27 protein-coding genes are annotated in these 22,557 nt (G+C 73.7%); 11 read left to right on the plus strand and 16 right to left on the minus strand.

What is annotated here, in order from left to right:
* Positions 1-123: 123 nt before the first annotated feature.
* Positions 124-2,028 (minus strand): ATP-binding protein, encoded by a 1,905-nt coding sequence (locus tag J5Y04_RS21625; protein ID WP_209413722.1) that lies wholly within the window; start codon positions 2,026-2,028, stop codon positions 124-126.
* A gap of 355 nt (positions 2,029-2,383) precedes the next feature.
* On the opposite strand from J5Y04_RS21625, the gene J5Y04_RS21630 reads away from it, so the two are divergent.
* Positions 2,384-2,704: a hypothetical protein gene (locus tag J5Y04_RS21630; protein WP_209413723.1), complete on the plus strand. Its 321-nt coding sequence runs from the start codon at positions 2,384-2,386 to the stop codon at positions 2,702-2,704.
* A 151-nt stretch (positions 2,705-2,855) separates the two neighbouring features.
* Here J5Y04_RS21630 and J5Y04_RS21635 read toward each other — a convergent pair whose 3' ends face one another.
* Entirely contained in the window at positions 2,856-4,055 is a 1,200-nt protein-coding gene (locus tag J5Y04_RS21635; protein ID WP_209413724.1) for a TetR/AcrR family transcriptional regulator, read from the minus strand.
* A 159-nt stretch (positions 4,056-4,214) separates the two neighbouring features.
* On the opposite strand from J5Y04_RS21635, the gene J5Y04_RS21640 reads away from it, so the two are divergent.
* The gene (locus tag J5Y04_RS21640) at positions 4,215-5,372 is read left to right on the plus strand and encodes an acyl-CoA dehydrogenase family protein (RefSeq protein ID WP_209413725.1); all 1,158 of its coding nucleotides are present in this window, start codon (positions 4,215-4,217) and stop codon (positions 5,370-5,372) included.
* A gap of 166 nt (positions 5,373-5,538) precedes the next feature.
* Here J5Y04_RS21640 and J5Y04_RS21645 read toward each other — a convergent pair whose 3' ends face one another.
* Complete coding sequence (locus J5Y04_RS21645; protein WP_209413726.1) at positions 5,539-5,808, minus strand: hypothetical protein; 270 nt, start codon at positions 5,806-5,808, stop codon at positions 5,539-5,541.
* Positions 5,809-5,958: 150 nt separating this feature from the next.
* Between J5Y04_RS21645 and J5Y04_RS21650 the strand changes: the two genes are divergently transcribed.
* On the plus strand, positions 5,959-6,276 hold the full coding sequence (locus tag J5Y04_RS21650) for a cupin (protein WP_209413727.1): 318 nt from the start codon (positions 5,959-5,961) through the stop codon (positions 6,274-6,276).
* Positions 6,277-6,463: 187 nt separating this feature from the next.
* Here J5Y04_RS21650 and J5Y04_RS21655 read toward each other — a convergent pair whose 3' ends face one another.
* A complete protein-coding gene (locus J5Y04_RS21655) occupies positions 6,464-7,054 on the minus strand; it encodes a TetR/AcrR family transcriptional regulator (protein WP_209413728.1) in 591 nt (196 codons plus the stop codon).
* 148 nt (positions 7,055-7,202) lie between these two features.
* Here J5Y04_RS21655 and J5Y04_RS21660 point away from each other — a divergent pair, with 148 nt between their 5' ends.
* The gene (locus J5Y04_RS21660) at positions 7,203-8,735 is read left to right on the plus strand and encodes an MFS transporter (RefSeq protein WP_209413729.1); all 1,533 of its coding nucleotides are present in this window, start codon (positions 7,203-7,205) and stop codon (positions 8,733-8,735) included.
* Positions 8,736-8,819: 84 nt separating this feature from the next.
* On the opposite strand, the gene J5Y04_RS21665 is transcribed toward J5Y04_RS21660, so the two are convergent.
* Together J5Y04_RS21665 and J5Y04_RS21670 are read right to left on the minus strand one after the other, a co-directional pair.
* Complete coding sequence (locus J5Y04_RS21665) at positions 8,820-9,098, minus strand: type II toxin-antitoxin system RelE/ParE family toxin (protein WP_209413730.1); 279 nt, start codon at positions 9,096-9,098, stop codon at positions 8,820-8,822.
* Positions 9,099-9,103: 5 nt separating this feature from the next.
* Positions 9,104-9,385, minus strand: a complete 282-nt coding sequence (locus J5Y04_RS21670) for a type II toxin-antitoxin system Phd/YefM family antitoxin (protein WP_245205165.1) — start codon at positions 9,383-9,385, stop codon at positions 9,104-9,106.
* Positions 9,386-9,458: 73 nt separating this feature from the next.
* On the opposite strand from J5Y04_RS21670, the gene J5Y04_RS21675 reads away from it, so the two are divergent.
* Entirely contained in the window at positions 9,459-10,097 is a 639-nt protein-coding gene (locus J5Y04_RS21675; RefSeq protein ID WP_209413731.1) for a class I SAM-dependent methyltransferase, read from the plus strand.
* A 65-nt stretch (positions 10,098-10,162) separates the two neighbouring features.
* On the opposite strand, the gene J5Y04_RS21680 is transcribed toward J5Y04_RS21675, so the two are convergent.
* Positions 10,163-11,011, minus strand: a complete 849-nt coding sequence (locus J5Y04_RS21680) for a DUF3626 domain-containing protein (protein WP_209413732.1) — start codon at positions 11,009-11,011, stop codon at positions 10,163-10,165.
* 145 nt (positions 11,012-11,156) lie between these two features.
* On the opposite strand from J5Y04_RS21680, the gene J5Y04_RS21685 reads away from it, so the two are divergent.
* From J5Y04_RS21685 to J5Y04_RS21710, 6 genes are all read left to right on the plus strand, one after another.
* Entirely contained in the window at positions 11,157-11,558 is a 402-nt protein-coding gene (locus tag J5Y04_RS21685; protein ID WP_209413733.1) for a YidH family protein, read from the plus strand.
* A 197-nt stretch (positions 11,559-11,755) separates the two neighbouring features.
* Positions 11,756-12,052: a Sec-independent protein translocase subunit TatA gene (tatA, locus tag J5Y04_RS21690; RefSeq protein ID WP_209413734.1), complete on the plus strand. Its 297-nt coding sequence runs from the start codon at positions 11,756-11,758 to the stop codon at positions 12,050-12,052.
* Positions 12,053-12,193: 141 nt separating this feature from the next.
* Positions 12,194-13,744 (plus strand): hypothetical protein, encoded by a 1,551-nt coding sequence (locus J5Y04_RS21695; RefSeq protein ID WP_245205166.1) that lies wholly within the window; start codon positions 12,194-12,196, stop codon positions 13,742-13,744.
* A 157-nt stretch (positions 13,745-13,901) separates the two neighbouring features.
* Positions 13,902-15,323, plus strand: a complete 1,422-nt coding sequence (locus J5Y04_RS21700) for a sensor histidine kinase (protein WP_209413735.1) — start codon at positions 13,902-13,904, stop codon at positions 15,321-15,323.
* Positions 15,320-15,967: a response regulator transcription factor gene (locus J5Y04_RS21705; RefSeq protein WP_209413736.1), complete on the plus strand. Its 648-nt coding sequence runs from the start codon at positions 15,320-15,322 to the stop codon at positions 15,965-15,967. The genes J5Y04_RS21700 and J5Y04_RS21705 overlap by 4 nt, the downstream gene beginning before the upstream one ends.
* A gap of 66 nt (positions 15,968-16,033) precedes the next feature.
* A complete protein-coding gene (locus J5Y04_RS21710; protein WP_209413737.1) occupies positions 16,034-16,567 on the plus strand; it encodes a potassium channel family protein in 534 nt (177 codons plus the stop codon).
* 31 nt (positions 16,568-16,598) lie between these two features.
* On the opposite strand, the gene J5Y04_RS21715 is transcribed toward J5Y04_RS21710, so the two are convergent.
* The 9 genes from J5Y04_RS21715 to J5Y04_RS21755 form a co-directional block, all read right to left on the minus strand.
* Positions 16,599-16,967: a VOC family protein gene (locus tag J5Y04_RS21715; protein WP_209413738.1), complete on the minus strand. Its 369-nt coding sequence runs from the start codon at positions 16,965-16,967 to the stop codon at positions 16,599-16,601.
* Positions 16,961-17,572 carry a HEAT repeat domain-containing protein gene (locus tag J5Y04_RS21720; protein ID WP_209413739.1) on the minus strand — a complete coding sequence of 204 codons (612 nt, stop codon included), beginning with the start codon at positions 17,570-17,572 and terminating at the stop codon, positions 16,961-16,963. The genes J5Y04_RS21715 and J5Y04_RS21720 overlap by 7 nt, the downstream gene beginning before the upstream one ends.
* Positions 17,573-17,712: 140 nt before the next feature.
* Positions 17,713-18,714 carry an LAETG motif-containing sortase-dependent surface protein gene (locus tag J5Y04_RS21725; RefSeq protein ID WP_209413740.1) on the minus strand — a complete coding sequence of 334 codons (1,002 nt, stop codon included), beginning with the start codon at positions 18,712-18,714 and terminating at the stop codon, positions 17,713-17,715.
* A gap of 380 nt (positions 18,715-19,094) precedes the next feature.
* Positions 19,095-19,715 carry a class I SAM-dependent methyltransferase gene (locus J5Y04_RS21730; protein ID WP_209413741.1) on the minus strand — a complete coding sequence of 207 codons (621 nt, stop codon included), beginning with the start codon at positions 19,713-19,715 and terminating at the stop codon, positions 19,095-19,097.
* Positions 19,716-19,928: 213 nt separating this feature from the next.
* Positions 19,929-20,930 carry an LAETG motif-containing sortase-dependent surface protein gene (locus J5Y04_RS21735; protein WP_209413742.1) on the minus strand — a complete coding sequence of 334 codons (1,002 nt, stop codon included), beginning with the start codon at positions 20,928-20,930 and terminating at the stop codon, positions 19,929-19,931.
* Between the two features lie 275 nt (positions 20,931-21,205).
* Positions 21,206-21,508 carry a hypothetical protein gene (locus J5Y04_RS21740; RefSeq protein WP_209413743.1) on the minus strand — a complete coding sequence of 101 codons (303 nt, stop codon included), beginning with the start codon at positions 21,506-21,508 and terminating at the stop codon, positions 21,206-21,208.
* Positions 21,505-21,744, minus strand: a complete 240-nt coding sequence (locus tag J5Y04_RS21745) for a hypothetical protein (RefSeq protein ID WP_209413744.1) — start codon at positions 21,742-21,744, stop codon at positions 21,505-21,507. Before J5Y04_RS21745 ends, J5Y04_RS21740 begins: the two co-directional genes overlap by 4 nt.
* Positions 21,732-21,989: a hypothetical protein gene (locus tag J5Y04_RS21750; protein WP_209413745.1), complete on the minus strand. Its 258-nt coding sequence runs from the start codon at positions 21,987-21,989 to the stop codon at positions 21,732-21,734. Before J5Y04_RS21750 ends, J5Y04_RS21745 begins: the two co-directional genes overlap by 13 nt.
* Positions 21,986-22,354, minus strand: a complete 369-nt coding sequence (locus J5Y04_RS21755; RefSeq protein WP_209413746.1) for an ATP-binding protein — start codon at positions 22,352-22,354, stop codon at positions 21,986-21,988. Before J5Y04_RS21755 ends, J5Y04_RS21750 begins: the two co-directional genes overlap by 4 nt.
* Positions 22,355-22,557: the final 203 nt, after the last annotated feature.

Raw genomic sequence — 22,557 nt, forward strand, 5'->3', positions numbered from 1 at the left:
CTCATGCCGCTTCCGTCTCCCCCTTGCGGGTCGTGCGCCGTGCTGGTCGGCAGTGTGGCCGGGGCCTCTGACATTCCGTTCGCGGGTCCGCCGGCGGTCGCGCCGGCGGACCCGGCCGCCGACTCAGCCCTCGTCCGTGAGGCCGCCCGGGCTGTCCGGGACACCCGGCAGGCCGGCCGGGACGGCGGCGGTCAGGGCGGAGACCGCGGTGCCGATGCCGGCCAGTGCCCCGGTGAGGTCACCGCCGCCCCCGCCGGCCGAGGCCGCCGCCATGATCACCTTGAGCGAGCGGAGCAGCCCGGCGGCGGTGGCGCTGCCGGTGTGCCCGTCGCGGTAGGCGGTGAGCAGGTCCTGGACGGCGGGGCTGGCCAGGTTGAGGTAGAGCCGGGCCTTGACCTCGCCGTCGGTACGGGCGGTGAACGCCCGGGCCAGCCGCAGTGCGGCGGACGGGATCCGGGCGTCCGCCTGGTCGTCCTCGATCCGGGCCTTCAGCTCGGCCTCCCGGTCGGGGACGAGGACGAGCGGCAGGCCGGCCGGCTCGAACCGGGCCGGGACGAGCTGCTCGCCCGGGTCGGCCAGGGCGCCGGCCAGCCAGGCGGCCTCCTCGGCGGGCAGCGGGCGCTCCGGGTCGCGGAACAGCTCGCGGTTGCCGCGTTCGCTGCCCAGTTCGACGATCCGGCAGTCCCGCAGCTGGGCGTAGCGGCGCAGGAACGGCAGCACGGCGTAGCGGTCGCCGCGTGCGATCGGCACCTGCATCGCCCGGTAGAGCATCTCCTCGAAGCCGCCGCCGCTGCCGAGCGCGACGTGCACGGCGCCGCCGCCGGCGGCCCGCAGCGCGCCGGCCGTCAGGTCGCCCTGCGAGGTGGGCACCGGTACGTCGTCGGCGAGCAGGGTGAAGAGCCGGTCGTCGCAGAGCGCGGCGCCGAGCAGGTCCTGGCCGTGGCGGGCGAGGATGCGCCGCCAGACGGCGGGCCGCAGCCGGGCGGTCTCGTAGAGGCCGTCGACGACGGCGTCGCTGAGGACCCGCTGGAGTGCGCGGTAGTGCTCGTCGCGCTGGAGGTCCTCGCGGCTGGCGGTGGGGGTGAGCCGGCTGGACTCGACCACGCCGCCGATGAACCCGGCCCAGCTGGGCAGCAGGTCGCGGGCGTCGTCGGCGAGCAGCATGCCGCGGAGGTAGACGGCGAGGTCGCGGTTGTCGCTGCTGCCGTACGTGCCGCCGTCCTGGACCCAGAGCAGTCCTGCGGCGTCGCTGTCGCCCCCGGCGGGGTGGACGGGGAAGGCGGTGAGCGGTTCGAAGCGGCGGCCGAAGGCGGTGGCGAACCGCATCCGGGCGGCGTGCGGGTCGCCGTCGGAGGGCCGGCGCCAGGGCACCGGGACGGCGTTGACGGGCTGCTCGTCGTCGCCGACGTAGACCGGGATCGGCAGCAGCACGCAGTACCGGCCGAGCACCTCGCGCAGCGCGTGCTCGTCGGCGAGGTGGGCGTGTTCGTCCTTCAGCGACAGTTCGACGACGGTGCCGCCACCGGGCCGCGGGGCGGCCGGCTCGACGCTGTACTGCTCGCCGCCGAAGCTGCGGTAGCGGTGGCCGAGCAGCGGCTCGCGGTGCGAGGTGGTGGTGACGGTGACCTGGCCGGCGACCGAGAAGGCGGAGAGGAAGCCGAGGCCGAAGGCGCCGATCAGCTCCTCGTTGCCGGTCAGTTCGCGCAGCATCCGGGTGTAGCCGGTGCCGACGGTGGCGAGGTAGGCGTGGATCTCCGGCTCGGTGAGGCCGGCGCCGGTGTCCTCGATGCTGACGGTGCGCCGGTCCGCGTCGGCCCGCACCCGGATCATCGGCCGGTGGTCGCCGTCCGGGTCCTCCAGCAGGCGCCGGGTGTGCGAGTCGTGGGCGTTCTGGACGAGTTCGCGCAGGGCGACCAGCGGGGTGGAGTAGAGGTGGGTGGCGAGGACGTTCACCAGTCCGCCGAGATCGACCTCGGTCGTACGCAGATCCTCGGCGGGCACGGGGTCGGGCGGGAGACCTTCAGACATGGGTCCCCAGTGTGCCAGTGCGACTATCCGGCGACCATTTCTTTCTGGTGACCAGGGGCCGGTCAACCCGGCATTGACCGCGAGGACCGCCCGGCGGGCCCGTTCCGCGCCGTCCGGATGCGCCAACTCCACTGCGTACGGGCGGATCCGGCCCGGTTCGTGCAACCCGGCGCGCTCTCCCCGGACGCTTCGGACCTGCCGCCTTCATGACACCATCGGGCGAATTGCCACCCGTTTGGTGGAGTTCGTCCACGGCGCTGATGAATGCTGGTCGTGCGACGTCAGGCACCGGCGCCACGGAGCGGCCACTCCGGAAGGCGCCATTTTTCGCACACCACCCTTCAGGGAGACCAACGTGTCCCGTATCCGCGCAGCCGCCGCCGTCACCGCCCTCGGGGCCTTCCTCCTGGTCGGCTTCGGTGCCGCCACCGCGCACGCCGACAACGGCGCCGGCGCCGACCACCACTCCAACAGCAGCGTCGTGAGCAACACCGGCTCCAACAACGTGATCGGCAACGTGGTCGGCAACGTGGTCAACACCCAGCAGACGGCAACCGGTTCGGGCGCCGCCAACCAGAACAACGGCCTCGCCGTCACCGGCAACGCCGGCGACATCGGCGCCCTCCAGGGCAACGGCAACCTCGCCGCCAAGGTGTACCCGCACGTCTTCTCCTAGGCGCACCCGGGGAGCACCCGGGCAGCCTCCGGGAAAAGCCCGGGAGCAGGAACCCCCGGAAGCCCCCGGAACGCCCCCGCGCATCGCCCGCCCCCCACGTACCGGGCGCCGGGCCGGGTGCCCGCCCCCGCACATGGGGGCGGGCACCCGCTCACGTCTGCGCGGGCACGCCCAGGACGGCCCGGCCCAGCCGCCGCAGGCAGTCCCCGAGGTCCGGCCGCTCGCTGTACGGGCGGTTCCGCACCCCGTCGTTGACCAGGGCGAACAGCGCGTGCACCCGGATCCGGGCCTCCGCCGCATCGCACTCCGGGCGCACCCGGCGGAGCAGGTCGACCCAGGTCCGCAGGAAGTCCCGGCGGAAGTCCACCGCGGCCCGCCGGTCCGGTGCGGCCAGCCGCTCGGTCTCGCTCAGCATCGCGCCCAGGTAGTCGCCGTTGTGCCGGGCGAACCCCACGTACGCGGCCAGCCCGGCCTCCAGCGCCGCCGCCGGCCCGGCCGCCGCGTCGATCGCCCCCGCAACCTCGTGCCAGAGCCGCTCCCGGCTGCGCACCAGCGAGGCGGCCAGCAGCTGCTGCTTGCTGGCGAAGTGGCGGTACACGCTGGGCCCCGAAATGCCGACCTCGGCGCCGAGTTGGTCGGTGCTGACGTTGTCGAACCCGTGCCGGTGGAAGAGCCGGACCGCCGCGGCGAGCAGCTCCTCCCGGCGCGGCTGCGGTCGCGGCCCGGCGACGGCGGAGGCCGTCCGGGGGTCCGGGGCGGCGCCGTCCAGCGACACCGCGAGCACCGCCGCCACCAGCTCGCGCAACAGCCGCTCGGCCCGGCGCGGCTGCGGCACGGCCGACTGGTAGGACAGGCCCGAGCAGACCGAGAGCGCCGACCAGCAGAGGAACTCGGCGTCCGCCGGGGGCAGTTCGGGCCGCTCGGCGCGGAGCACCCCGGCCATCAGGGCGGCGTCCGCGCGCAGCTCGCCACGGAGCGCGGCCCGGCGGGCCGGCGGCAGCAACCGGGCGTCGCGCTGCATCAGCGTGCCGAGCGGCCGGTGCCCGACCGCGACCGCGGCCAGCGCGGCGCCGACGGCCTCCGTGGAGCCGGCCGCGTGGAGCGCCGCGGTCAGCTCGCCCAGACCCAGCCGCACGACCCGGTCGAGCAGCTCGGGCTTGCCCCGGAAGTGGCGGTAGAGGGCGGGCGCGGTGATGCCCACCCCGGCGGCGACCTCCGTCATCGACACCTGGTGGTACCCGCTGCGGTGGAAGCGCTCGGCGGCCACGGCCAGGATCTGCGCCTGCCGGGCCGGCGCGGGCGGCCGTCGCACCACCATGCCCGCACCCCCTCGCCCCAGCTGTCGTTCCATGTCGCACACAGGCTAGCAAGGATTCACTTCAGCGGGCCCGAGGCCGACAATACCAGCATTGATCATGGGAGAATCACGGTCCTCCGACCCTGGACAGCCGAAGCTACCCGGGAATAACTTGTGGAGCGATCACCTGGTACCACCGAAGGGAGCGCCGTCGTGCGCCGCACCGTGTTCACCGAGGACCACGAGGCCTTCCGGGAGACCATCCGGGACTTCATCGCCAACGAGGTCGTGCCCGTCTACGAGAGCTGGGAGGCCGACGGCCACCCGCCGCGCGACTTCTACCGCAAGCTCGGCGCGCTCGGGATCTACGGCATCGAGGTGCCGGAGGAGTACGGCGGCGCCGGCGAGAGCGGGTTCAAGTACCAGGCGGTCATCGCCGAGGAGACCGCCCGCGCGGGCGTCAGCTTCGGCTCCTCCGGCGTGCACACCGGCCTGGTGCTGCCGTACCTGCTGGAGTACGCCACCGAGGAGCAGAAGCAGCGGTGGCTGCCCGGTTTCGTCTCCGGCGACATCATGACGGCCATCGCGATGACCGAGCCCGGCGCGGGCTCCGACCTCGCAGGCATCACCACCACCGCCAGGCTCTCCGAGGACGGCACGCACTACGTCCTCAACGGCGCGAAGACCTTCATCACCGGCGGGGTGCTCGCGGACCTCGTCCTGGTGATCTGCCGGACGTCCCCCCACGACCCGGAGAACCGCCGGGCCGGCCTCTCGATCCTCTGCGTGGACACGGCCTCCGAGGGCTACACGGTCGGCCGCAAGCTGCAGAAGATCGGCCTGCGCACCTCGGACACGGCCGAGCTGGCGTTCAGCGACGTCAAGGTGCCGGTGGAGAACCTGCTGGGCGAGGAGGGCAGGGCCTTCTCCTACCTGACCCACAACCTGGTGCAGGAGCGGCTGGCGATCGCGGTCGGCGCGTACGCGGCCTCGGCGGCGGCGGTCCGGTTCGCCATCCAGTACGTCAAGGACCGCAAGGTCTTCGGCAAGACGGTGGCCGAGTTCCAGAACACCAAGTTCACGCTGGCCGACTGCGAGGCGCAGGTGGTCGCCCAGCAGTCGATGGTCGACCGCGCACTGGAGCTCTACCAGCACGGCGGGCTGACCGTCGCGGACGCGGCCGCGGCGAAGCTCTTCTGCACCGAGTCGGCGTCCGGCGTGATCGACAAGTGCCTTCAGCTGCACGGCGGCTACGGCTACATCCTGGAGTACCCGATCGCCCGCCTCTACACCGACAACCGGGTGTTCCGGATCTACGGCGGCACCAGCGAGGTGATGCGCAGCATCATCGCCAAGTCGCTCGGCTTGTAGAGGGCCTGTCCTCGAACAGGCCCTCTGCCCTGGACGTCGTTCGAGGGTGCGACGTCCTTCGAGGGTGCGACGTCGCGTGAGGTGCGGACGTCGCGTGAGGTGGGGGGCGGCGTTCGCAGGTGCGGGCGGCGGCGGGCCGCCCCCACGGCGGCCCGCCGACGGCCGGTCAGTTGGGGGACGCGCTGTGCTCGGCGCGCCATGCCTCCCACCCCGCCGCCGAGGCCACCTTCGCGTCGTGGATGGCCTTCTGGGCCAGAGCCGACGGTGGGGTGTCCATGCTCCGCATCCAGTTGCGGCCGGCCGTGGCCAGTGCCGCACACACCATCGCCGTCCCGGCCACGCTGAGCAGCGCGCCGAGTCCCGTGAGCACAGCTCCGCCGGCCAGCAGCGGGCGGTTGAGCTGGAATCCGTTGAAGAAACTCTCGTTGGTCGCCATGCATCCACCATCGGTGCACTCGGCGGCCCTCGCACGCCGAACTCCTCCGCACGCGGGACCCCTCCGGGTGCGGGAGCCGACCGCGTCCGCGACGCTGGGCCGGAGGGGCCGCCGCGAGGGCCCCGGCCGGCCGGCCCTGGAGGACGCGCGATGGTCGATCTCGAACAAGTCGCCGTGGAGCACGCGACCCGGGCGGCCGAGAGCCCGCACGGGCGCAGCTCGCACCTGGTGCTGCACGACGGCGTGCTGCGGCAGACCGTGATCGCGCTGACCGCGGGCACCTCGCTGGACGAGCACAACGCGCCCGCCGCCGCCTCCCTCCAGGTGCTGCACGGCCGGGTCTCGCTGACCATCGCCGGCCGGCTCCAGGAGCTGTCGGCGGGCCAGCTGCACCCGGTGCCGCAGGAACGGCACGGACTGCTGGCCCACGTCGACTCGGTGGTGCTGCTGACCGCGGTGACCGTGTAGGCCCGCGCACGGGCCCGGCACACGGTCCACCGCGTGCCGGTCCGGGCATGCGGAATCACCGCACGACCCGAACGCCACCGGCACCGACCGGCACCGATCACGGCACCGACGACTGCGGCACTGACGACTGCGGCACCGACGACTGCGGCACCGGCGGCTGCGGCACCGACGACTGCGGCACCGGCGGTTACGACACCGCCGGCCTCACCAGGGTGTCGTCGACCAGCCGCAGGCCGCGCAGGAAGTCCCGCCCGGTCGGCGACAGCTCGGGCGCGGCCAGCCACTGGCCGACCAGGCCGACGAGCAGCGCCTGGTAGAACATGCCGCGAGCGAGCTCCTCCTCGGTGTCCGGCACCTCTTCGAGCCCCTGGAAGAGGGCCGAGAGACCGAGCCGGCCCTCCTTCTGCGCACTGGCGAGCGCCTCCTGGAGCTGGGGCGCCCGCTCGGTCTGGAGCATCGCCTCGAACTGCGCGGTCCAGAGGCCGCGGTGTTCGGCGAAGGTCTCCTTCACGCCGTCCCAGACCGCGACGAACCGCTCCTCGGGGTCCTCGGAGAGGGCGTAGGCCCGCTCCACGACGGCGCCCAGGGTGCTGCCCCACTCCCCCATGGCCTCGATCAGTGCCGCGTCGAGCAGCGACTCCTTGGAGCCGAAGTGGTAGCCGATGGCGGCCAGGCTGACGCCCGAGGCGTTGGCGATGTCCCGGGCGGTGGTCCGCCCGTAACCCTTGTCCAGCAGGCAGCGCTTGGCGCCGGCGAGCAGGTCTTCACGATTTCCCATGGTCCCAATGTTACGGTCAATCCAGACACATGTCTTGCACGTTCGTCTTGCACGTTGATTTGGACGCATGAGCAAGACAGGCGAGTCAGACACATGAGTCAGACAGTCGTTCTAGACAAACGTGCGAGACGCCTCTACTGTCTTCCCCATGACCGCAACCACCGGCCGCGCAGGCCGTCGCGCATGGATCGGCCTGGCCGTCCTCCTGCTCCCGACCCTCGTCCTGACCATGGACATGGGCGTGCTCTTCTTCGCCGTCCCGTACATCTCCACCACGCTGGCGCCGAGCGGCACCGAGCAGCTGTGGATCATGGACATGTACTCGTTCCTGCTGGCCGGCCTGCTGATCACGATGGGCTCGCTGGGCGACCGGATCGGCCGCCGCCGGCTGCTGATGACCGGCGCCGCCGGCTTCATCGGCGCCTCCCTGCTCGCCGCCTACGCCGACGGCGCGGGCCAGCTGATAGCCGCCCGCGCCGTACTGGGCGCCGCCGGGGCGACGGTGATGCCCTCGACGCTCGCGCTGATCCGCAACATGTTCCACGACGCCCGGCAGCGGCAGATCGCCCTCAGCGCCTGGGGCGGCGTCCTCACCACCGGTGCCACCCTCGGGCCCGTCGTCGGCGGGCTCCTGCTGGACCACTTCTGGTGGGGCTCGGTCTTCCTGATCGCCATCCCGGTCATGGCGCTGCTCCTGGTCACCGCCCCGCTGCTGCTGCCCGAGTACCGCTCCCCGCAGAGCGGCCGCTTCGACCTGCTCGGTGCCGGTCTCTCGCTGGCCTCGATCCTGCCGCTGGTCTACGGCTTCAAGACCCTCGCCGTCGACGGCTGGAGCCTGCTCCCCGCGCTGGCCGTCCCGGTCGGCCTGCTGTTCGCCGCCGCCTTCGTCCGGCGCCAGCGCACCGCCGCGAACCCGCTGCTCGACCTGAGCCTGTTCAGGATCCGCGCCTTCAGCGGGGCGATCAGCGTCAACTCCATCGCCATGTTCGCGATGATGGGCTTCACCCTCTTCACCTCGCAGTACCTCCAGCTGGTCAAGGGCATGAGCCCGCTGACCGCCTCGCTCTGGTCGCTCGTCCCCAGCGTGGGCGTCGGCGCCGCGGTCGGCCTCAGCTCGGCGCTCGCCGGGAAGATCCGGCCCGCGGTGATGATGGCCGGCGGCTTCCTGATCGGCGCGGCCGGATTCGCGATGATGACCCAGGTCGGCGCGGACTCCCCGCTCGCCCTCATCCTCACCGCGGCGGGCGTCCTGGCCGCCGGCACCGTCGGCACCATGACCCTCACCGCCGAGATGGTGGTCTCCGCCGCCCCGGCCGAGCGGGCCGGCGCCGCCTCCGCCACCTCCGAGACCGCCGTCGAACTCGGCAGCTCCCTCGGCATCGCCCTGCTCGGCGCGACCGGCGCCGCCGTCTACCGCTTCCGGCTCGACGGCGCCCTGCCGGCCGGCCTCGACGGCGAGGCCGCCCACGCCGCACAGGACACCCTCGGCGGCGCGGTCACCGTCGCGGCGGGCCTGCCCGGCCGGCTCGGCACCGAGCTGCTCGACACCGCCCGCGCCGCCTTCACCGAGGGCCTGCACGTCGCCGCCGTGGTCGGCCTGGTCTTCGCGGTCGGCGCCGCCCTCCTCGCCTACCGCCTGATGTCCCACCTCCCGGCCCGCACCGCCGAGCCCACCGCCTGACCCCGCCCCGCCCCGCGCGTCATCAAGAGCCCCCACCCCGGCCGCCTGCCGTCCCGGGATGGGGGCTCTCGCACGTCCACGGGACTACGCCCGGCGGTGGACGTCCCGGCGGTTCCCCACGGCCAGGACCCACACGATCAACTGCCCGTCCTCGACCGTGTACACGGCCCGGTAGTCGCCCACCCGCAGCCGCCACCGCGCACTGTGGCCCTGGAGCGCCTTGAGGTCGAACCCGGAGGTGTCGCCCCCGTCCAGGGCGCGCTGGAGTTCGGCAAGCCGGTGGAGGAGCCGCACCGCGTCCGGCCGGGGGATCTTGAGCATGTCGCGCTGCGCGTGCGGCGTGAACCTCGTGACGTACCCCACCGCGGTCAGCCGTGGTGGCTGCGGAGCATGGCGGCCATTTCTTCGAGCGAGACCGCTCCTTCGACGCCCTCGGCCTCCGCCTCGTCGGCCAGGCGGTTGAGCCACGCCTCCTCGGCGGACTCCGCCAGCTGCCGCAGACGCTGGTACTCGGCGATGTCGATCACCACGGCCTCCTGCCTGCCGCGTCGCGTGATGATCGTCGGAGTCTCGTCCCTCCTCGCGCGGTCGATGACGTCCGCCAGATGGCTGCGGACCTCTGCCATGGATTCGACTACCGGCTCAGTCATGTCACCAATGTAGTACATGTACATCTTCCGGGAACCCTGCCACCGCCGCAGGAACGCCTGACAGGCTGCCCGCATGTCGAACAGTGCTGACCACGGCCGGGTGCGGGCGAGTTATGACGTCGTCGCGGAGGAGTACCAGGAGCGGGTGGGGGGCGAGCTGGCGTTCAAGGTGCTGGACCGGGCGCTGCTCGGGGTGGTGGAGGAGGCGGCCGCCGGCGGGGTGGTGGCGGATCTGGGGTGCGGGCCGGGGCACGTGGCGGGGTGGCTGGCGGGGCGCGGGGCGAAGGTGGTGGGGGTCGACCTGTCACCGGTGATGGTGGAGCTGGCGCGGCGGGAGCACCCGGGAGCGGAGTTCCGCGAGGGGGACCTGCTGCGGCTGCCCGCGGCGGACGGGGAGTTCGCCGCCGCGGTCGCCCTCTACTCGGTGATCCACCTCGAACCGGCCGAGCTGCCGCCCGCGTTCGCCGAGATGCGGCGGGTGCTCCAGCCGTCCGGCACCCTGCTGGTCGCGTTCCACCTCGGCACCGAGGTCCGCCGGCTGGACGAGTGGTGGGGCCACCGGGTGGACGTGGACTTCCACTTCCAGGAGCTCGAAACGGTCGCCGGCCTGTTGGCGGAGGCCGGCTTCACCGTCGGGGCGCGCCTGGAGCGGGAGGCGTACCCGGAGGAGGCGCAGACCCGCCGCGGCTACCTGCTGGCCCGCCGGGACTGACGCCCACCGGCTCCGGCCGGTGTCGGCCGGAGCCGGACAGCGCCGGCCGGAGCCGCCGGCGGACGTCAGCCGGTCGGAGCGGCCGAGCCGAAACGGGCGAGGTAGTGCCAGACCTTCTTGAGGTCCTGCGGGTCGTACCGGCCGGCGCGGACGGCGTCGCCGAGGATGCGCGGGTCGAGGTGGCCGTCCTCGGCGACGGCGAGGCCGAGGGCGACGTACTCGGGGCCGCGGTAGTCGGGGTGGCGGCGCAGCTCCTCCGTGCTCAGGCGGAGCCCGGGGTGCCACTCGACCCGGCAGGGGAGACGGCGGGCCTGTTCCTCGACGGGGGTGCCGCGGTGGCTCGGGTCGAGGACGAGCGCCTCCACGTCGCGGTCGAGCCGGACCTCGCCGTGCACCTGGGCCTCGATGTAGTCGTCGAGGGCGTCGGCGTCGTCGGCCTCGGCGAGCGGGACGAGGCCGTTCCGGTCGGCGACGCCGAAGTCGGACGGTTCGAGGAAGCTGTCGGGGTAGCAGAAGGTGACCCGGGCGAGGGCCGGTCCGGCCAGCCGGAAGTGGGCCGAGCCGAAGCGCGGTGCCCCGCCGAGCGGCTTGCGGCGGAAGTTGAGCGCCCCGTACACCGGGCGTTCCTCGGCGGGTGCGTCGTCGTAGGCGCCACCGAAGATGCGGCTCTCCCAGTGCCAGCGGTCGCCGCCGGGGTGGGCGGTGAGGCCGCCGTTGCTGGTGCCGGTGACGAACTGGGAGCGGTAGACCCCGTCGTCGGCGAGCGCCTCCAGGATCGGCCGACCCCCGGAGACCCGGTCGGGGTGGAAGTTGAGGGTGACGCGCAGGCCGGGGTCGAGCGGCGGCCCGGAGGCGAGGGCGGCGACGTGCCGGAGGGCGAGTTCCTGGGCGGTGCGGCGCGTGTCGGTGGTCATCGCGGCAGTGTCGCGGACGAAGCCCCTGCGCCGCATCCGGGTTCCGGCCGGGGCCGGGTGACGAGGGCCGGGCCGGCTCCCGGGCTGCGCGGCCGGGCGTCCGCGCCTAGGGTCGACGGCAACGCCGGGCGGAGCTGGAGGGCCGATGCCGCCGTTGGAACCGGAGCCCGACCCGGACGGGTGGCAGGACGGGCCGAGCGGGCAGGGCGGTGGCGGCGACGAGCCGGACTACCGCTTCACGCTGGCCAACGAGCGGACCTTCCTCGCCTGGATCCGCACCGCGCTCGGCCTGCTCGCGGGCGGGATCGCCGTGGACCAGCTCACCCCCGACGTCGCTCCCGGGCCGCTGCGGATCGCGCTGGCCGTGGTCTGCGCGCTCGGCGGCGCGCTGCTCGGGGTGACGGCGTACCTGAGGTGGGCGCGGGTGGAGGAGGCGATGCGGGCCGGGGCGCCGCTGCCGCGGACGCATGTCCTGCTGGTGCTGTCGGTGGGGGTGGCGGTGGTGGCCGCCGTGTTCTGTGGTCTGATCGTCGGGTACTCCGGCTGAGGCCCCGGGCGGTCCGGGGCCGGCGACCCATATCCTTAGTGGTCTAGACCACTTTCGAAGGGTCGCCCGCACAACATCTGGTTTTTGACCAGCGTTTCCCGGCCGGTGTATACGTTCGCCGCCACGGCCAGGCATACTGGCCAGGTCGGGCGCTTTGCCCTCCTGTGACTCTAGAGAGAAGGGACCGGTGGCCAGGGATGCTGCGGAACGGTCTTGAGCCCTGGCACCTCCTGGTGGTGCTGGCTGTCGTTGTCCTGCTGTTCGGTTCGAAGAAGCTGCCGGAGATGGCGCGCGGCCTCGGCAAGTCCATGCGCATCCTGAAGGCGGAGACCAAGGCCCTGCGCGAGGACGACGTCCCCGCCGACGCGGCCGCCCAGGGCACCGCGCAGAGCACCGCGGCCCCGCAGCAGCCGGCCGCCGAGCAGGCCCGCCCGGCCGTCACCCCGACCAACATCACCAAGGCCACCGAGACCCCCCGGTCCACCACAGCCTGAGCCTCCCGCGCTCCTGACGAAGCCCCCGCCCGAACGGCGGGGGCTTCGTCGTGTTCTGGGCCGACCGCAGCAGTCTCGACTGGCTGTCGGTTTTGATCCGTTATCTCCTGGTTTGCATCGACCGGAGAAACGGAGTGCGGGATGCCGATCAACGACCCGGACCAACCGACCGAGCCCCCCGACCAACCGGCCGGGCCGCCCGGCCGACCCGGGCCCGACGACCAGCCGTCGGCAGGCCCGACCGACCAGCCGCCGGCCGCGCAGCCTCCCTCCGGCGCCGAGCAGCCACCCCCGGGCGCCGAGCAGCCGACCGCCGCGCAGCCGCCCCCGGGATCCGGCCAGCCGCCGGCCGACCAGCCACCGGCCGCGCTGCCCGCCCCCGGCCCCGGCCCCGAGCAGCCGCACGCCGACCAGCTGGCCGACCTGCGCGCCCGCCTCGCCGCCGTGGAGGCCCACGACGCCCGGCTGGCAGCGGAGCTGAAGGCGCGGCCGCCCGCCCACCACCGGGTCCGCTCCTTCTTCGCGGTCCTGCTGGTGCTGGTCGTCTTCGTCCTGACGCCGCTGAGCCTGGTCGCCTCCTGGACCAAGTCCACGATCACCGACACCGACCGCTACGTCGCCATGATGGCGCCGCTCGCCAAGGACCCCGCCATCCAGGCGGCCGTCACCAACCGGGTGACGGACGAGATCATGAAGCAGATCCCGGTCGAGTCCCTGCTGTCGGACATCGCCCCCGAGGACCGGCCCAAGCTGGACGCCCTGATCTCCAAGCTCAGCGGACCGCTGACCAGCGGGCTCACCGGCTTCGTGCACGGGCAGGTCGAACGGCTGGTGCAGAGCGACGCGTTCGCCACCATCTGGACCACCGTCAACCGGCAGGCCCACGCGGCGATCGACAAGATGCTGACCGGCGAGGGCGGCGGCGCTGTCCAGATCAAGAACAACACCGTGGTGCTCGACCTCGCCCCGGTGATCGACCAGGTGAAGACCCGGCTGGTGGACAACGGGCTGACGGTCGCGGCGAAGATCCCCCAGATCCACACCGACTTCACGCTGGTGAAGTCGGACGCCATCCCCAAGGTCCGCACGGCCTTCCGGCTGCTCGACCTGATCGGCTTTTGGCTGCCCGTCCTCACCGTGCTCCTGGCCATCGCCGCCGTGCTGCTGGCGGTGCGTCGGCGCCGGGCGGCCGTCACCGCGGCGCTGCTCATGGCCGCCGGCGCCCTGGTGCTGGGCATCGGACTCACCGCCTTCCGGGCCATCTACCTGGACAAGCTCCCGGACGGGGTGGACCAGGCAGCCGCCGGAGCGCTGTACGACACGCTGGTCCGGTACCTGCGCTCGGCCGTCCGGGTGGTGGTCGTGCTCGGCCTGCTGGTGGCGCTCGGCGCCTGGATCAGCGGCGCCGGGCGGCGGGCCGGAGCGGTCCGCGGCATGTGGCGGGCCGGCCTCGGCGGGACGCGGCACGCCGCGGAGGGCGCCGGGCTGCGACTCGGCGCGGTCGGCCGCTTCGTCCACCACAGGAAGTCCTGGCTCGCGTGGGGTTCGGTCGTGGCCGCGGCGGTGGTGTTCGTGCTCTGGAGCTACCCGACACCACTGGTCCTGCTCATCATCGGGCTGGTCCTCGTGGTGGTGCTGGCGATCCTGGAGTTCCTGGACGAACCCGACGGGGCTCAGCAGCCGGCCCATTGACGCCGGGTCCGCCCGGGTCATCGCCCGGTCGGCGCGCGGTCCGGAGCGCGCGCCGGCCGGACCGCGCCGACCGGGCGACGACCGGCCTGAAGGAGGAGGCCCGTTCTCACCCTGAGGGACGATCAGCCCGGGCCGGCCCGACCCTAGTCTCGACAGCATGACGGGAACACGGTGGTGGGGCCTGTGGCTGCTGCGGCCCGCCCTGGTGGCGTCCGGGCTCGGGTACCTGCTGCTGATGGGCCGCCCGGCGGAGCTGGGCGCGGGCGGCTGGGCGATCGGCCTCGGCGCCCTGGTCCTGGCCGCGCTCGGCGGCCGGTGGCCGCTGGCGGTCGCAATCGGGCAGTGCACGCTGCTGGCGCTCACCGCCGCCCCGGCCGCCGCCCACGTGCACGTCGAGGTCAAGGCCGGTGTGGCCGCCGCCTTCTTCGAACTGGCCCTGCGCCGCTGGGGCGCGCCGACCGCCGTCGCCGGCGCCGCCCTGGCCGCCGCCCAGCTGGCCGCCGCCTGGTCGGAACTGCCGTGGTCGGGGCTGTCGTGGTCGGGGCTGTCGGGCTCCGGGCCGCTCTGGTCCGGCTCGCTCGGGTCCGAGCTGCTCTGCCGCGTCCCGGGCGCGCTCTACCGGGCGGCGGTGGTCGGCGGCGTCCCGGTGCTGCTCGCCGGCTACCTCCGGTCGGCCGAGCAGGCCGCGAGGACGGCCCAGGAGCGGGCCCGCGAGGCCGAGCACAGCCGCGACCTCGCCGAGTGGGGCGCCCGGATGGGCGAACGTGCGGCGATCGCCCGAGAGTTGCACGACATGGTCGCCCACCACCTGGCCTCGACGGTGCTCAGGGTCGGCGTCGCCCGGCACGTCCTGCCCGGCACCGACCCGCGGCTGGCCGCCGTCCTGGACGACGTGCACGCGGGCGCCACCACCGCCCTCGCCGACCTGCGGCGGCTGCTCGCGGCCCTGCGCGAGCCCGACGCGGAGCACCTGGCCCCGCTGCTGGCCGAGACCACCGACCTGCCCGCCGCCGTCCACGGGGTGGTCGAGCGCTCCCGGCGGGCCGGCCTCCGGGTCGACGCCGACATCGGCGGGCGGCTCGGCGAGCTGGACGCGATCGGCGGGCTGACGGTGCTGCGGCTGGTGCAGGAGGGCCTGGCCAACGTCACCCGGCACGCGGGCGCGGGGGCGAGGGTCCGGCTGCGGGCCACGACGGAGGTCACCACGGAGGGGGAGCGCGTGCGGCTGGAGCTGGAGAACGAGCTGACCGGGGAGCACCACGCCGCCCCCGGCGGTGTCGGCGGCGGCCACGGGCTGCTCGGCATGCGCGAGCGGGTGGCCCTGGTCGGCGGGACGGTCGAGGCCGGGCCGGTGCCCGGCGGCTGGCGTCTCGCGGCGTCCTGGCCGCTGACGGCCGGCGGGGGCGCACCGGCCGTCCCGGGGGCGTTCGCCGTACGGGGGGCGGTCTCCGGGCCGGGGGCGGTTGCCGGGCCGGGGGCTGTTGCCGGGCCGGGTTCGCCCGGAGGACCGGAGGCGGTGGGCGCTCGGACGGCCGGCGCCGAGGGGGCGGCTGTGAAGGCGTACGGGGGTGGCGCGTGATCGGCGTCCTGATCGTCGACGACCAGCAGCTCGTCCGGGCCGGCGTGCGGATGCTCTGCGAGTCCACCGAGGACCTGGCCGTCGCCGGCGAGGCCGCGGACGGCGCGCAGGCCGTCGAGCTGGCCATGCGGCTGCACCCCGACGTCGTCCTGATGGACCTCCACATGCCCGGCACCGACGGCATCGCCGCCACCCGGGAGCTGAACCGTCTGCTGCCCTCCGCCCGGATCGTCGTCCTCACCACCTTCGACGACGACGACCGTCTCTACCCGGCCCTCGCCGCCGGCGCCTGCGGCTTCCTCGCCAAGGACGTCGAGCCCGCCGCCGTCCTCGACGCCGTCCGGCGGGCGGCGGCCGGCGAGAGCCCGTACAGCCCGGCCGTGCTGCGGCGGGTGGTCGCCCGCGCCACGTCCGACTGGACCGGCGAGGACGGCCGCCGGCAGCCGGTGGGCGGCATCACCGGGCGCGAGCACGAGGTGTTGCGGCACATCGCCGGCGGGCTCTCGAACATCGAGATCGCCGAGCGGATGCACCTGGGCGTGACCACGGTGAAGACCCACGTCTCCAACCTGATGGCCAAGACCGGCAGCCCCAACCGGGTCCGGCTGGCGGTGCTGGCGATCCAGCAGGGCCTGGCGGGCTGAGGCCGCCCGCCCCGGACGGAGCAGCCCGGCGGGCGCGGCCCGGGGCGGGGCCGGAGGCTGAACGGGATGTCCGACGACCAGCCCCCGCCGCCCCGGGACCGCATCGACCTGCGGGCCTGGTGCCTGCTGCTGGGGTCGTTCACCGTGCTGATGATCGCGTACTTCACCCTGCCGCTGCGGTACTTCGGCGAGCACCGGCCGCTGGTCAGCTGGCTGGTCTTCGCGGCCGTCATGATCGGCATGACCTGGATCCTGATGGCCCGGATGATCGACATCCTGGTCGGCACCGGCCGCCATCCAGGAGTGTGGATCATCTTCCTGATCTGCCTCGTCCTGACCGTCTTCGCCGGCACCTACTACGTCCTCGGCGCCCAGCCCGACGAGTTCGTCGGGCTCAACACCCGTTTGGACTCGCTCTACTTCACCGTCGTCACGATGGCGACGGTCGGCTACGGCGACATCACCCCGTCCGGCCAGGTGCCCCGGCTGGTGGTGATGCTCCAGATCGCGTACAACTTCGTCTTCCTCGCGGCGGCGGCCGGGGCGCTGAGCCGCCAGGTCCGCAGCGGCCTCGAAAGCCGGGTCCGCCGGCGCAGTTAGCGGGCCCGGCGGCCGGCCCTCCGCCCCTGCGTCAGGTCCGGCCGGCGTCGATGACGCAGAAGCGGTTGCCGGAGGGGTCGGCGAGGACGACGAAGTCCGGGTCCTCCGGGTAGCTGTCCCAGTCGACGTGCCGGGCACCGAGGGCGACCAGGCGTTCGACCTCGGCGGCCTGGTCGGCGGCGTCGCGCGCGTAGAGGTCGAGGTGGACGCGCGGGTGGTCCTGCACCGGCGACGTGCTGCGGCCGAGCGCCACCTGCACGCCGGGGCCGTTCGCGGGGACGAGGACCACCCAGTCGTCGTCGACCGCGTCGCGCGGCACGTAGCCGAGCGCGGCCGTCCAGAAGGCGACGGCGCGGCGGACGTCGTCGACGCCGAGGACGACGGAGCCGATGGTCAGCATGTTCCCCACTTTCCGAGGATGCGGGCGGCCTCGCCGCCGAGGGTGGCGTCCTGCGTCAACGCCGTGAGCACATCGATCCGTTCCGGAGACGGCCCGGCGTCCTGGAGGGCGGCGAGCGCGTTGCCCCGGACGCGGGGGTCGTCGTCGCGGGTGACCGCCGCGATCAGGGCCCGGTCGACGGCCGGGTCGTCGGCGTAGGGGCCGAGAGCCGTCGCGGCGTGCCGGCGGAGGAGGTCGTCGTCGGGGTCGGCCAGCGCGGCGAGGAGCGCGGCGGCGACCGCGCGCCGGGCTGCCGGGCCGCCCGGCGAGTGGAGGCGGAGGGCGGTCGCGCACTCCACGCGGGCGGGCCCGTCCTCGTCGGGGTCGGCGAGGACGGAGGCGAGGAAGGCGGCGACGGCGGGGGTCGCGGTGGCGGCCTCGGCCAGCGCGGCGACGATCCTGACCTTGTCGTCGCTCCCGGCCGGGAGGGTGCGGAACCGCGCGATGAGCCGGTCCTCCGGCGCGGCGGCCGGCCGGGCCGGACCACGCGTCGGCCCCCGGCTGCCACGGCGGCCGGGGGGCCAGGACGGACCGCCGGCTCCCGGGGCGGTGGGCGTGTGGCTCATCACCCCAGCGTAGCCAGGAGTTTGCGCGGCTCCGGGGAGTCCGGTGGGTGACTGATCCGGGGTCGGTCCGGGAACGGTGAAGGGGCCCTTCTTCGCACCGCCGTGCGAAGTTGGGCCCCTTCGGGTTCCGTGCGTGCCGGTTAGCGCTGGGGACGCAGCCGGCGCACGGCGATCAGGGCGCCGGCACCGAGGGCGACGAGGGCGGCGGCGGTGGCGGCGAGGAAGCCGTTGGAGGAGCTGGACCCGGTGTGGGCGAGCTCGGGGGTGCCGGCCGGCGCGGTGGTGGCCGGGGCCGAGGGGGTGGCGGTCGGCGTGGCGGCCGGGGCCTTGGTCGCGGTGGCGGTCGGGGCGGGCGTGGTCGGGGCGGGGGTCTTGTCCTCGACGGGCTTGGCCGGGGCGGGCTTGGTGCTGGGCTTGGCCGTGGTGGTGGGCTTGGCGGTCGGCTTCGCGGTGGTGGTGGGCTTGCTGGTCGGCTTGGTGCTGGCGGGGTGCACCACCTTGAAGGTGTGGACGTCGCCGTCCGCCACGGGGAGGCCCTCAGGCTGCCCGCCGACGAAGATCTGGAGTTCGTTCAGGTCCGCGGCGGCGTTCGCGGAGACGGAGATGCGGAACCCGAAGTTGACGGCCCGACCGTCGTCGAGGCGCTTGGCCTTGAGGCTGCTGGTGTCCGCGTGGATCACCGGGTCGCAGCCGTGCAGCATGGTCAGCTTCTTCCAGCCGCCGGGCGTGGCCGCCTCGACCGTGAAGTCCTCGATCCGCGTGGCGCCCTTCTCGTTGTACAGCGCGAACCTGGGGGTGATGTTCTCGTACGGCGCGCCGGTGAAGTTGGTGATCCCGACGCCGATCTCGATCTTCCCGCCGCCCGCGGTGATGGTCTGGCCGTCCGGCGTCATGTGGAACGAGGCCTGGAGGTTGCCCTTGTGCGCGGAGGCGGGGGTGACGGGCTTGGCCGGGGCGCCGGCCGTCGTCCGGGCGCCATCCCCGCAGGCCCAGGAGCTCTCGGCGGTCATCAGCTGGACGGAGCCGGCGAGGACGACGGTGGCGGCGAGGGTGGCGAGACTGCGGCGGCCGGAGATCGAGCGGACGTTCTTCGCGATCGAGGGCATAACGGACTTGCGCATGACGTGACTCCCCAGGGTCATGGTGCGGATGGTGTGGTGAAGACGACCGGCTGCCCGCTGTCGTCCAGCGGAAGCGCCCCCCGGCCCTGCCGGTCTCGCTCTCCGTGCCTTCATCCGTATAGACGCGCATCCCCGCCGGGGGTTGCAGGTGGTTTCAAAACTTTTTTCGGAACCTTCCCGGGCGGCCCGGCAAGGGGTGCGGGAGGCCAGTGACCACCGGGGCCGGGGACCAGCGAAGCCCCCGCCCGGAGTGGGCGAGGGCCTTCACATGGGCCGCTCAAGGGTGGACAGGGCCGGCGCATGGAGGTCGAGCGGGGCTGTGCACCGGGCCGGTGAGCCGGACTGGTCGCGGGCGGTGATCGACGGCTCGCACATGTCGTTCGGCCTGTCGCTGTCATGCCTCAGCGCGCCCGAGCCCAGAACAGGACGTGGCCGCTGTCGCCCTCGGGTACGAACTCCTCGTGGACCACGTCAAAGCCGGCTTGCACGAGCCATGCGCGGTTCGTGCCGGCGTCGGCGTGACTCCACCACATTGCGGCCCCGCCGCCGAGCCAGTTCTCATCGGTCCCGGTCCAAGCCCGATGCCCGGTGGTGCTCAGGAACCAGCCTCCCGGCCGCAGCCAGGAAGCGATCCGCTCCAGCAGGGCGGGCTGCTCCTCCACCGGGACATGGATCAGGGCGTACAGGCAGACGACGGCGTCGAAGCTGCCCTTCGGGAGCTCCAAGGTCGTGGCATCAGCCCGGATGAAGTCGGCGTCAGGCACAAGCTCTCTGGCCCTGCGGATCTGGACCTCGCTGATGTCGACGCCCGTCACGCGGTGACCCGCCGCGACCAGGGACCGGGCTACGGGAACCCCGGTGCCGCACCCGACGTCCAAGACGGCGCCTGCCTCGGGGAGCCGACCGAGCAACTCCTCGATCCACGAACCGTATTTCGACTCGCTGCCAAATACCCGCTCGTAGTGCTCCGACAGCACGTCATACCCGCGCCGGACCACTTCCTTTGGATCTCCAACGTTCACGCGCGCACGCTACGGCGCACCTGCCGGGAGCGCGACCATTTTTCGCCCACGCCCCGTGGCCGACCGTCCACCCGAAGGAGACCGTGCCCGCCCTTGCGTCAGCTCCTCCGAGGAGCCTCACGGCGTCGGTCCGGCCGTCAGCCCGGAATGGGCGAAGGGCCCTTCTCCGCACCGCCGTGCGGAGAAGGGCCCTTCGGGTTCCGTGCGTTCCGGTTAGCGCTGGGGACGCAGCCGGCGCACGGCGATCAGGGCGCCGGCGCCGAGGGCGACGAGGGCGGCGGCGGTGGCGGCGAGGAAGCCGTTGGTGGAGCTGGACCCGGTGTGGGCGAGCTCGGGGGTGCCGGCCGGCGCGGTGGTGGCCGGGGCCGAGGGGGTGGCGGTCGGCGTGGCGGCCGGGGCCTTGGTCGCGGTGCTGGTCGGGGCGGGCGTGGTCGGGGCGGGGGTCTTGTCCTCGACGGGCTTGGCCGGGGCGGGCTTGGTGGTCGGCTTCGCCGTGGCGGTGGGCTTCGCGGTGGTGGTGGGCTTCGCGGTGGTGGTGGGCTTGGGGGCCGTCTTGGGGTAGGCGACGGCGATGTCGGCGCCGGTGCCCTTGCCGTAGGTCGGCCAGGCGTTGAGTTCCAGCTTCTCGATGCCCTTGGGCGCGTCGGCGGTGAGTCCGATGCGGAACTGGTAGCGGACGCCGTGGCCGGTGGCGAGCGGGGCGCCCACCGAGGACGGGGCGACGCCGTGGACCGCGGGGTCGCAGCCGTTGGAGGTCGCCATCCGCTTCCACTGGCCGTGGTCGAGGACCTCCATGGTGACCTGGGAGGGCCGCGGGGTGGCGCCGGTCGCGTTGAAGAGCGCGAGCTCGGGGGTGACGCGGTGGTAGGCGGCGCCGGTGCCGTTGAAGAACTGGACGCCGAACTCGACCTTGGGGCCGCCGACGGTCAGCGTCTTGGGGACGGCGGTGACGAAGGTGGTCGTGGCGCCCTGGCCGTGCAGTTCGAAGGAGGCGTCCTGCTCCTTGTCGGCCGCGGGCTTCGCGGGGGCGGTCACGGGCGCGTCGTCCGGGGCGCCGCAGGCCCAGGAGGACTCGGCGGTCATCAGCTGGACGGAGCCGGCGAGGACGACGGTGGCGGCGACGGCGGCGAGGCGGCGGCGGCCGGAGATCGAGCGGACGTTCTTCGCGATCGAGGGCATAACGGACTTGCGCATGACGTGAATCCCCAGGGTCATGGTGCGGATGGTGTGGTGAAGACGGCCGGCTGCCCGCTGTCGTCCAGCGGAAGCGCCCCCCGGCCTTGCGTTTGCCGGTCTCGCTCTCCGTGCCTTCATCCGTATAGACGTGCATCCCCGCCGGGGGTTGCAGGTGGTTTCAAAACTTTTTTCGGAACCTTCCCGAGGGGCCCGGCGGCGGGGTGGGGAGGCCGGTCATCCGGCGGGTTGCGGCCGGGGTCGGGGACCGGCGAGGCCCCCGCCCGGGGGTGGGCGGGGGCCTTCGCGTGGGCTGCTCAGCCGGGTATGCGGTGCCGGCCGCGGCCGGGGGTGGGGTTGGGTTTGGTGGGTGGTGGGGGGAGTTCGGGGCCGTAGTGGCCGGCCTGGCGGGCGATCCAGGCGTATTCGTGGGTGCCGTCGGGGAGTCTGCGCAGTTCCCAGCGGCCGTGGCGGGTGATCGGGGCCGGGGGCCCGGCGGTGCGGGTCTGGTCGTTGACCTTGAGGGCGGTGACGACGCCGAGGGCGACGGTGGCGATCGCGAGGGCGAGGAGGGCGGCGAACGCCGCACCGACGAGGAAGCTCGCGGTGCCGGTTCTCATCGGCGGATGCCGATCACGCGGTGGCCGAGGTGGGCGGCGAGGGTGTGGAGGAGTTCCTCGGCCTGCTCGCGGGTGAGCGGCAGGGCGAGCTGCTCGCCCGGGGCGGCGTGGACGTCGAGGTCGACGGCGGCGCGCAGCTGCAGGGCCGCGTCGGGGACGCGTTCGACGGCGAGGTAGTGGACGGTGGTGCGCTCGGTGTGGACGGCCTGGCCGGCCCTGGGGGTCAGGACTCCCACGACTGCTCCCTCCCGGTGTCGGACAGCAGGTGGAGGAGGTTGAGGAGGGTGGCGACGGGGGCGTGGCCGAAGTTGACGAGGATGCGGCCGTCGACGGTGCTGTGGTGGGTGGTGGCGGAGCCCCACTGGATGCCGAACCCGGCGCCGCGTTCGTGGAGTTCGCGCAGCAGGGCGGTGACGTGGGCGTCGGTGTAGTCGTGCATGCGGGGGTCGTCGGGGGAGAGCGGGATGCGGGGGCCGGTCACGCGGCCACCTCCAGCTCGAACCAGACCACCTTGCCGCCGTGCTTGCGCGCCTCGGCGCCGAAGCGGTGGGTGAGCGAGCGGACGAGGTGCAGACCGCGGCCGGACAGCTCGTAGGGGTCGGCGGACGTGCGGGGTTCGGGCAGGTCGGGGCTGTCGTCGGCGACCGAGACCCGCAGGGTGCGGTTCAGCAGCAGGACGACGACCAGGGGCGCGGGGCTGCCGCCGTGGCGCCAGGCGTTGACGTACAGCTCGCACAGGGCGAGTTCGGCGTCGTGGATGAGGTCCGGCGGCCAGGACGCGGCGGCGAGCGCGTCCCGCAGCTCGGCGCGGGCGGCGGACCAGTCGGGCGGGTTGAAGGCACACATGAGGAACCTCCGGACGAGGCTGAGTGGAATGGAGTGAGGCGTTCACCGGCGGAATCGTCGCCGTGAGCCAGGCCAGGGCGGGGCTGGTGGATGCCACGCGTGGCTGCTCTGCGGTGCGCGGGCAGCAGGCGCCTACTGCCCTGAAAACAGGCATTACTGACGATCCATCGGATCGACCTGGGACGACCATAACGCACGGCAGT

Origin of the sequence: Kitasatospora sp. RG8 (assembly GCF_017813315.1) — a bacterium.
In the GTDB taxonomy this organism is placed as follows: Bacteria; Actinomycetota; Actinomycetes; order Streptomycetales; family Streptomycetaceae; genus Kitasatospora.

What these genes read in the sequence shown, in the direction of transcription:
- J5Y04_RS21625 (WP_209413722.1), bottom strand. Translation starts at nt 2,028, where the DNA reads ATGTCTGAAGGTCTCCCGCCCGACCCCGTGCCCGCCGAGGATCTGCGT.
- J5Y04_RS21635 (WP_209413724.1), bottom strand. Translation starts at nt 4,055, where the DNA reads ATGGAACGACAGCTGGGGCGAGGGGGTGCGGGCATGGTGGTGCGACGG.
- J5Y04_RS21645 (WP_209413726.1), bottom strand. Translation starts at nt 5,808, where the DNA reads ATGGCGACCAACGAGAGTTTCTTCAACGGATTCCAGCTCAACCGCCCG.
- J5Y04_RS21650 (WP_209413727.1), top strand. Translation starts at nt 5,959, where the DNA reads ATGGTCGATCTCGAACAAGTCGCCGTGGAGCACGCGACCCGGGCGGCC.
- J5Y04_RS21655 (WP_209413728.1), bottom strand. Translation starts at nt 7,054, where the DNA reads ATGGGAAATCGTGAAGACCTGCTCGCCGGCGCCAAGCGCTGCCTGCTG.
- J5Y04_RS21660 (WP_209413729.1), top strand. Translation starts at nt 7,203, where the DNA reads ATGACCGCAACCACCGGCCGCGCAGGCCGTCGCGCATGGATCGGCCTG.
- J5Y04_RS21670 (WP_245205165.1), bottom strand. Translation starts at nt 9,385, where the DNA reads ATGACTGAGCCGGTAGTCGAATCCATGGCAGAGGTCCGCAGCCATCTG.
- J5Y04_RS21675 (WP_209413731.1), top strand. Translation starts at nt 9,459, where the DNA reads ATGTCGAACAGTGCTGACCACGGCCGGGTGCGGGCGAGTTATGACGTC.
- J5Y04_RS21680 (WP_209413732.1), bottom strand. Translation starts at nt 11,011, where the DNA reads ATGACCACCGACACGCGCCGCACCGCCCAGGAACTCGCCCTCCGGCAC.
- J5Y04_RS21685 (WP_209413733.1), top strand. Translation starts at nt 11,157, where the DNA reads ATGCCGCCGTTGGAACCGGAGCCCGACCCGGACGGGTGGCAGGACGGG.
- tatA (WP_209413734.1), top strand. Translation starts at nt 11,756, where the DNA reads ATGCTGCGGAACGGTCTTGAGCCCTGGCACCTCCTGGTGGTGCTGGCT.
- J5Y04_RS21695 (WP_245205166.1), top strand. Translation starts at nt 12,194, where the DNA reads ATGCCGATCAACGACCCGGACCAACCGACCGAGCCCCCCGACCAACCG.
- J5Y04_RS21700 (WP_209413735.1), top strand. Translation starts at nt 13,902, where the DNA reads ATGACGGGAACACGGTGGTGGGGCCTGTGGCTGCTGCGGCCCGCCCTG.
- J5Y04_RS21710 (WP_209413737.1), top strand. Translation starts at nt 16,034, where the DNA reads ATGTCCGACGACCAGCCCCCGCCGCCCCGGGACCGCATCGACCTGCGG.
- J5Y04_RS21715 (WP_209413738.1), bottom strand. Translation starts at nt 16,967, where the DNA reads ATGCTGACCATCGGCTCCGTCGTCCTCGGCGTCGACGACGTCCGCCGC.
- J5Y04_RS21720 (WP_209413739.1), bottom strand. Translation starts at nt 17,572, where the DNA reads ATGAGCCACACGCCCACCGCCCCGGGAGCCGGCGGTCCGTCCTGGCCC.
- J5Y04_RS21725 (WP_209413740.1), bottom strand. Translation starts at nt 18,714, where the DNA reads ATGACCCTGGGGAGTCACGTCATGCGCAAGTCCGTTATGCCCTCGATC.
- J5Y04_RS21735 (WP_209413742.1), bottom strand. Translation starts at nt 20,930, where the DNA reads ATGACCCTGGGGATTCACGTCATGCGCAAGTCCGTTATGCCCTCGATC.
- J5Y04_RS21740 (WP_209413743.1), bottom strand. Translation starts at nt 21,508, where the DNA reads ATGAGAACCGGCACCGCGAGCTTCCTCGTCGGTGCGGCGTTCGCCGCC.
- J5Y04_RS21755 (WP_209413746.1), bottom strand. Translation starts at nt 22,354, where the DNA reads ATGTGTGCCTTCAACCCGCCCGACTGGTCCGCCGCCCGCGCCGAGCTG.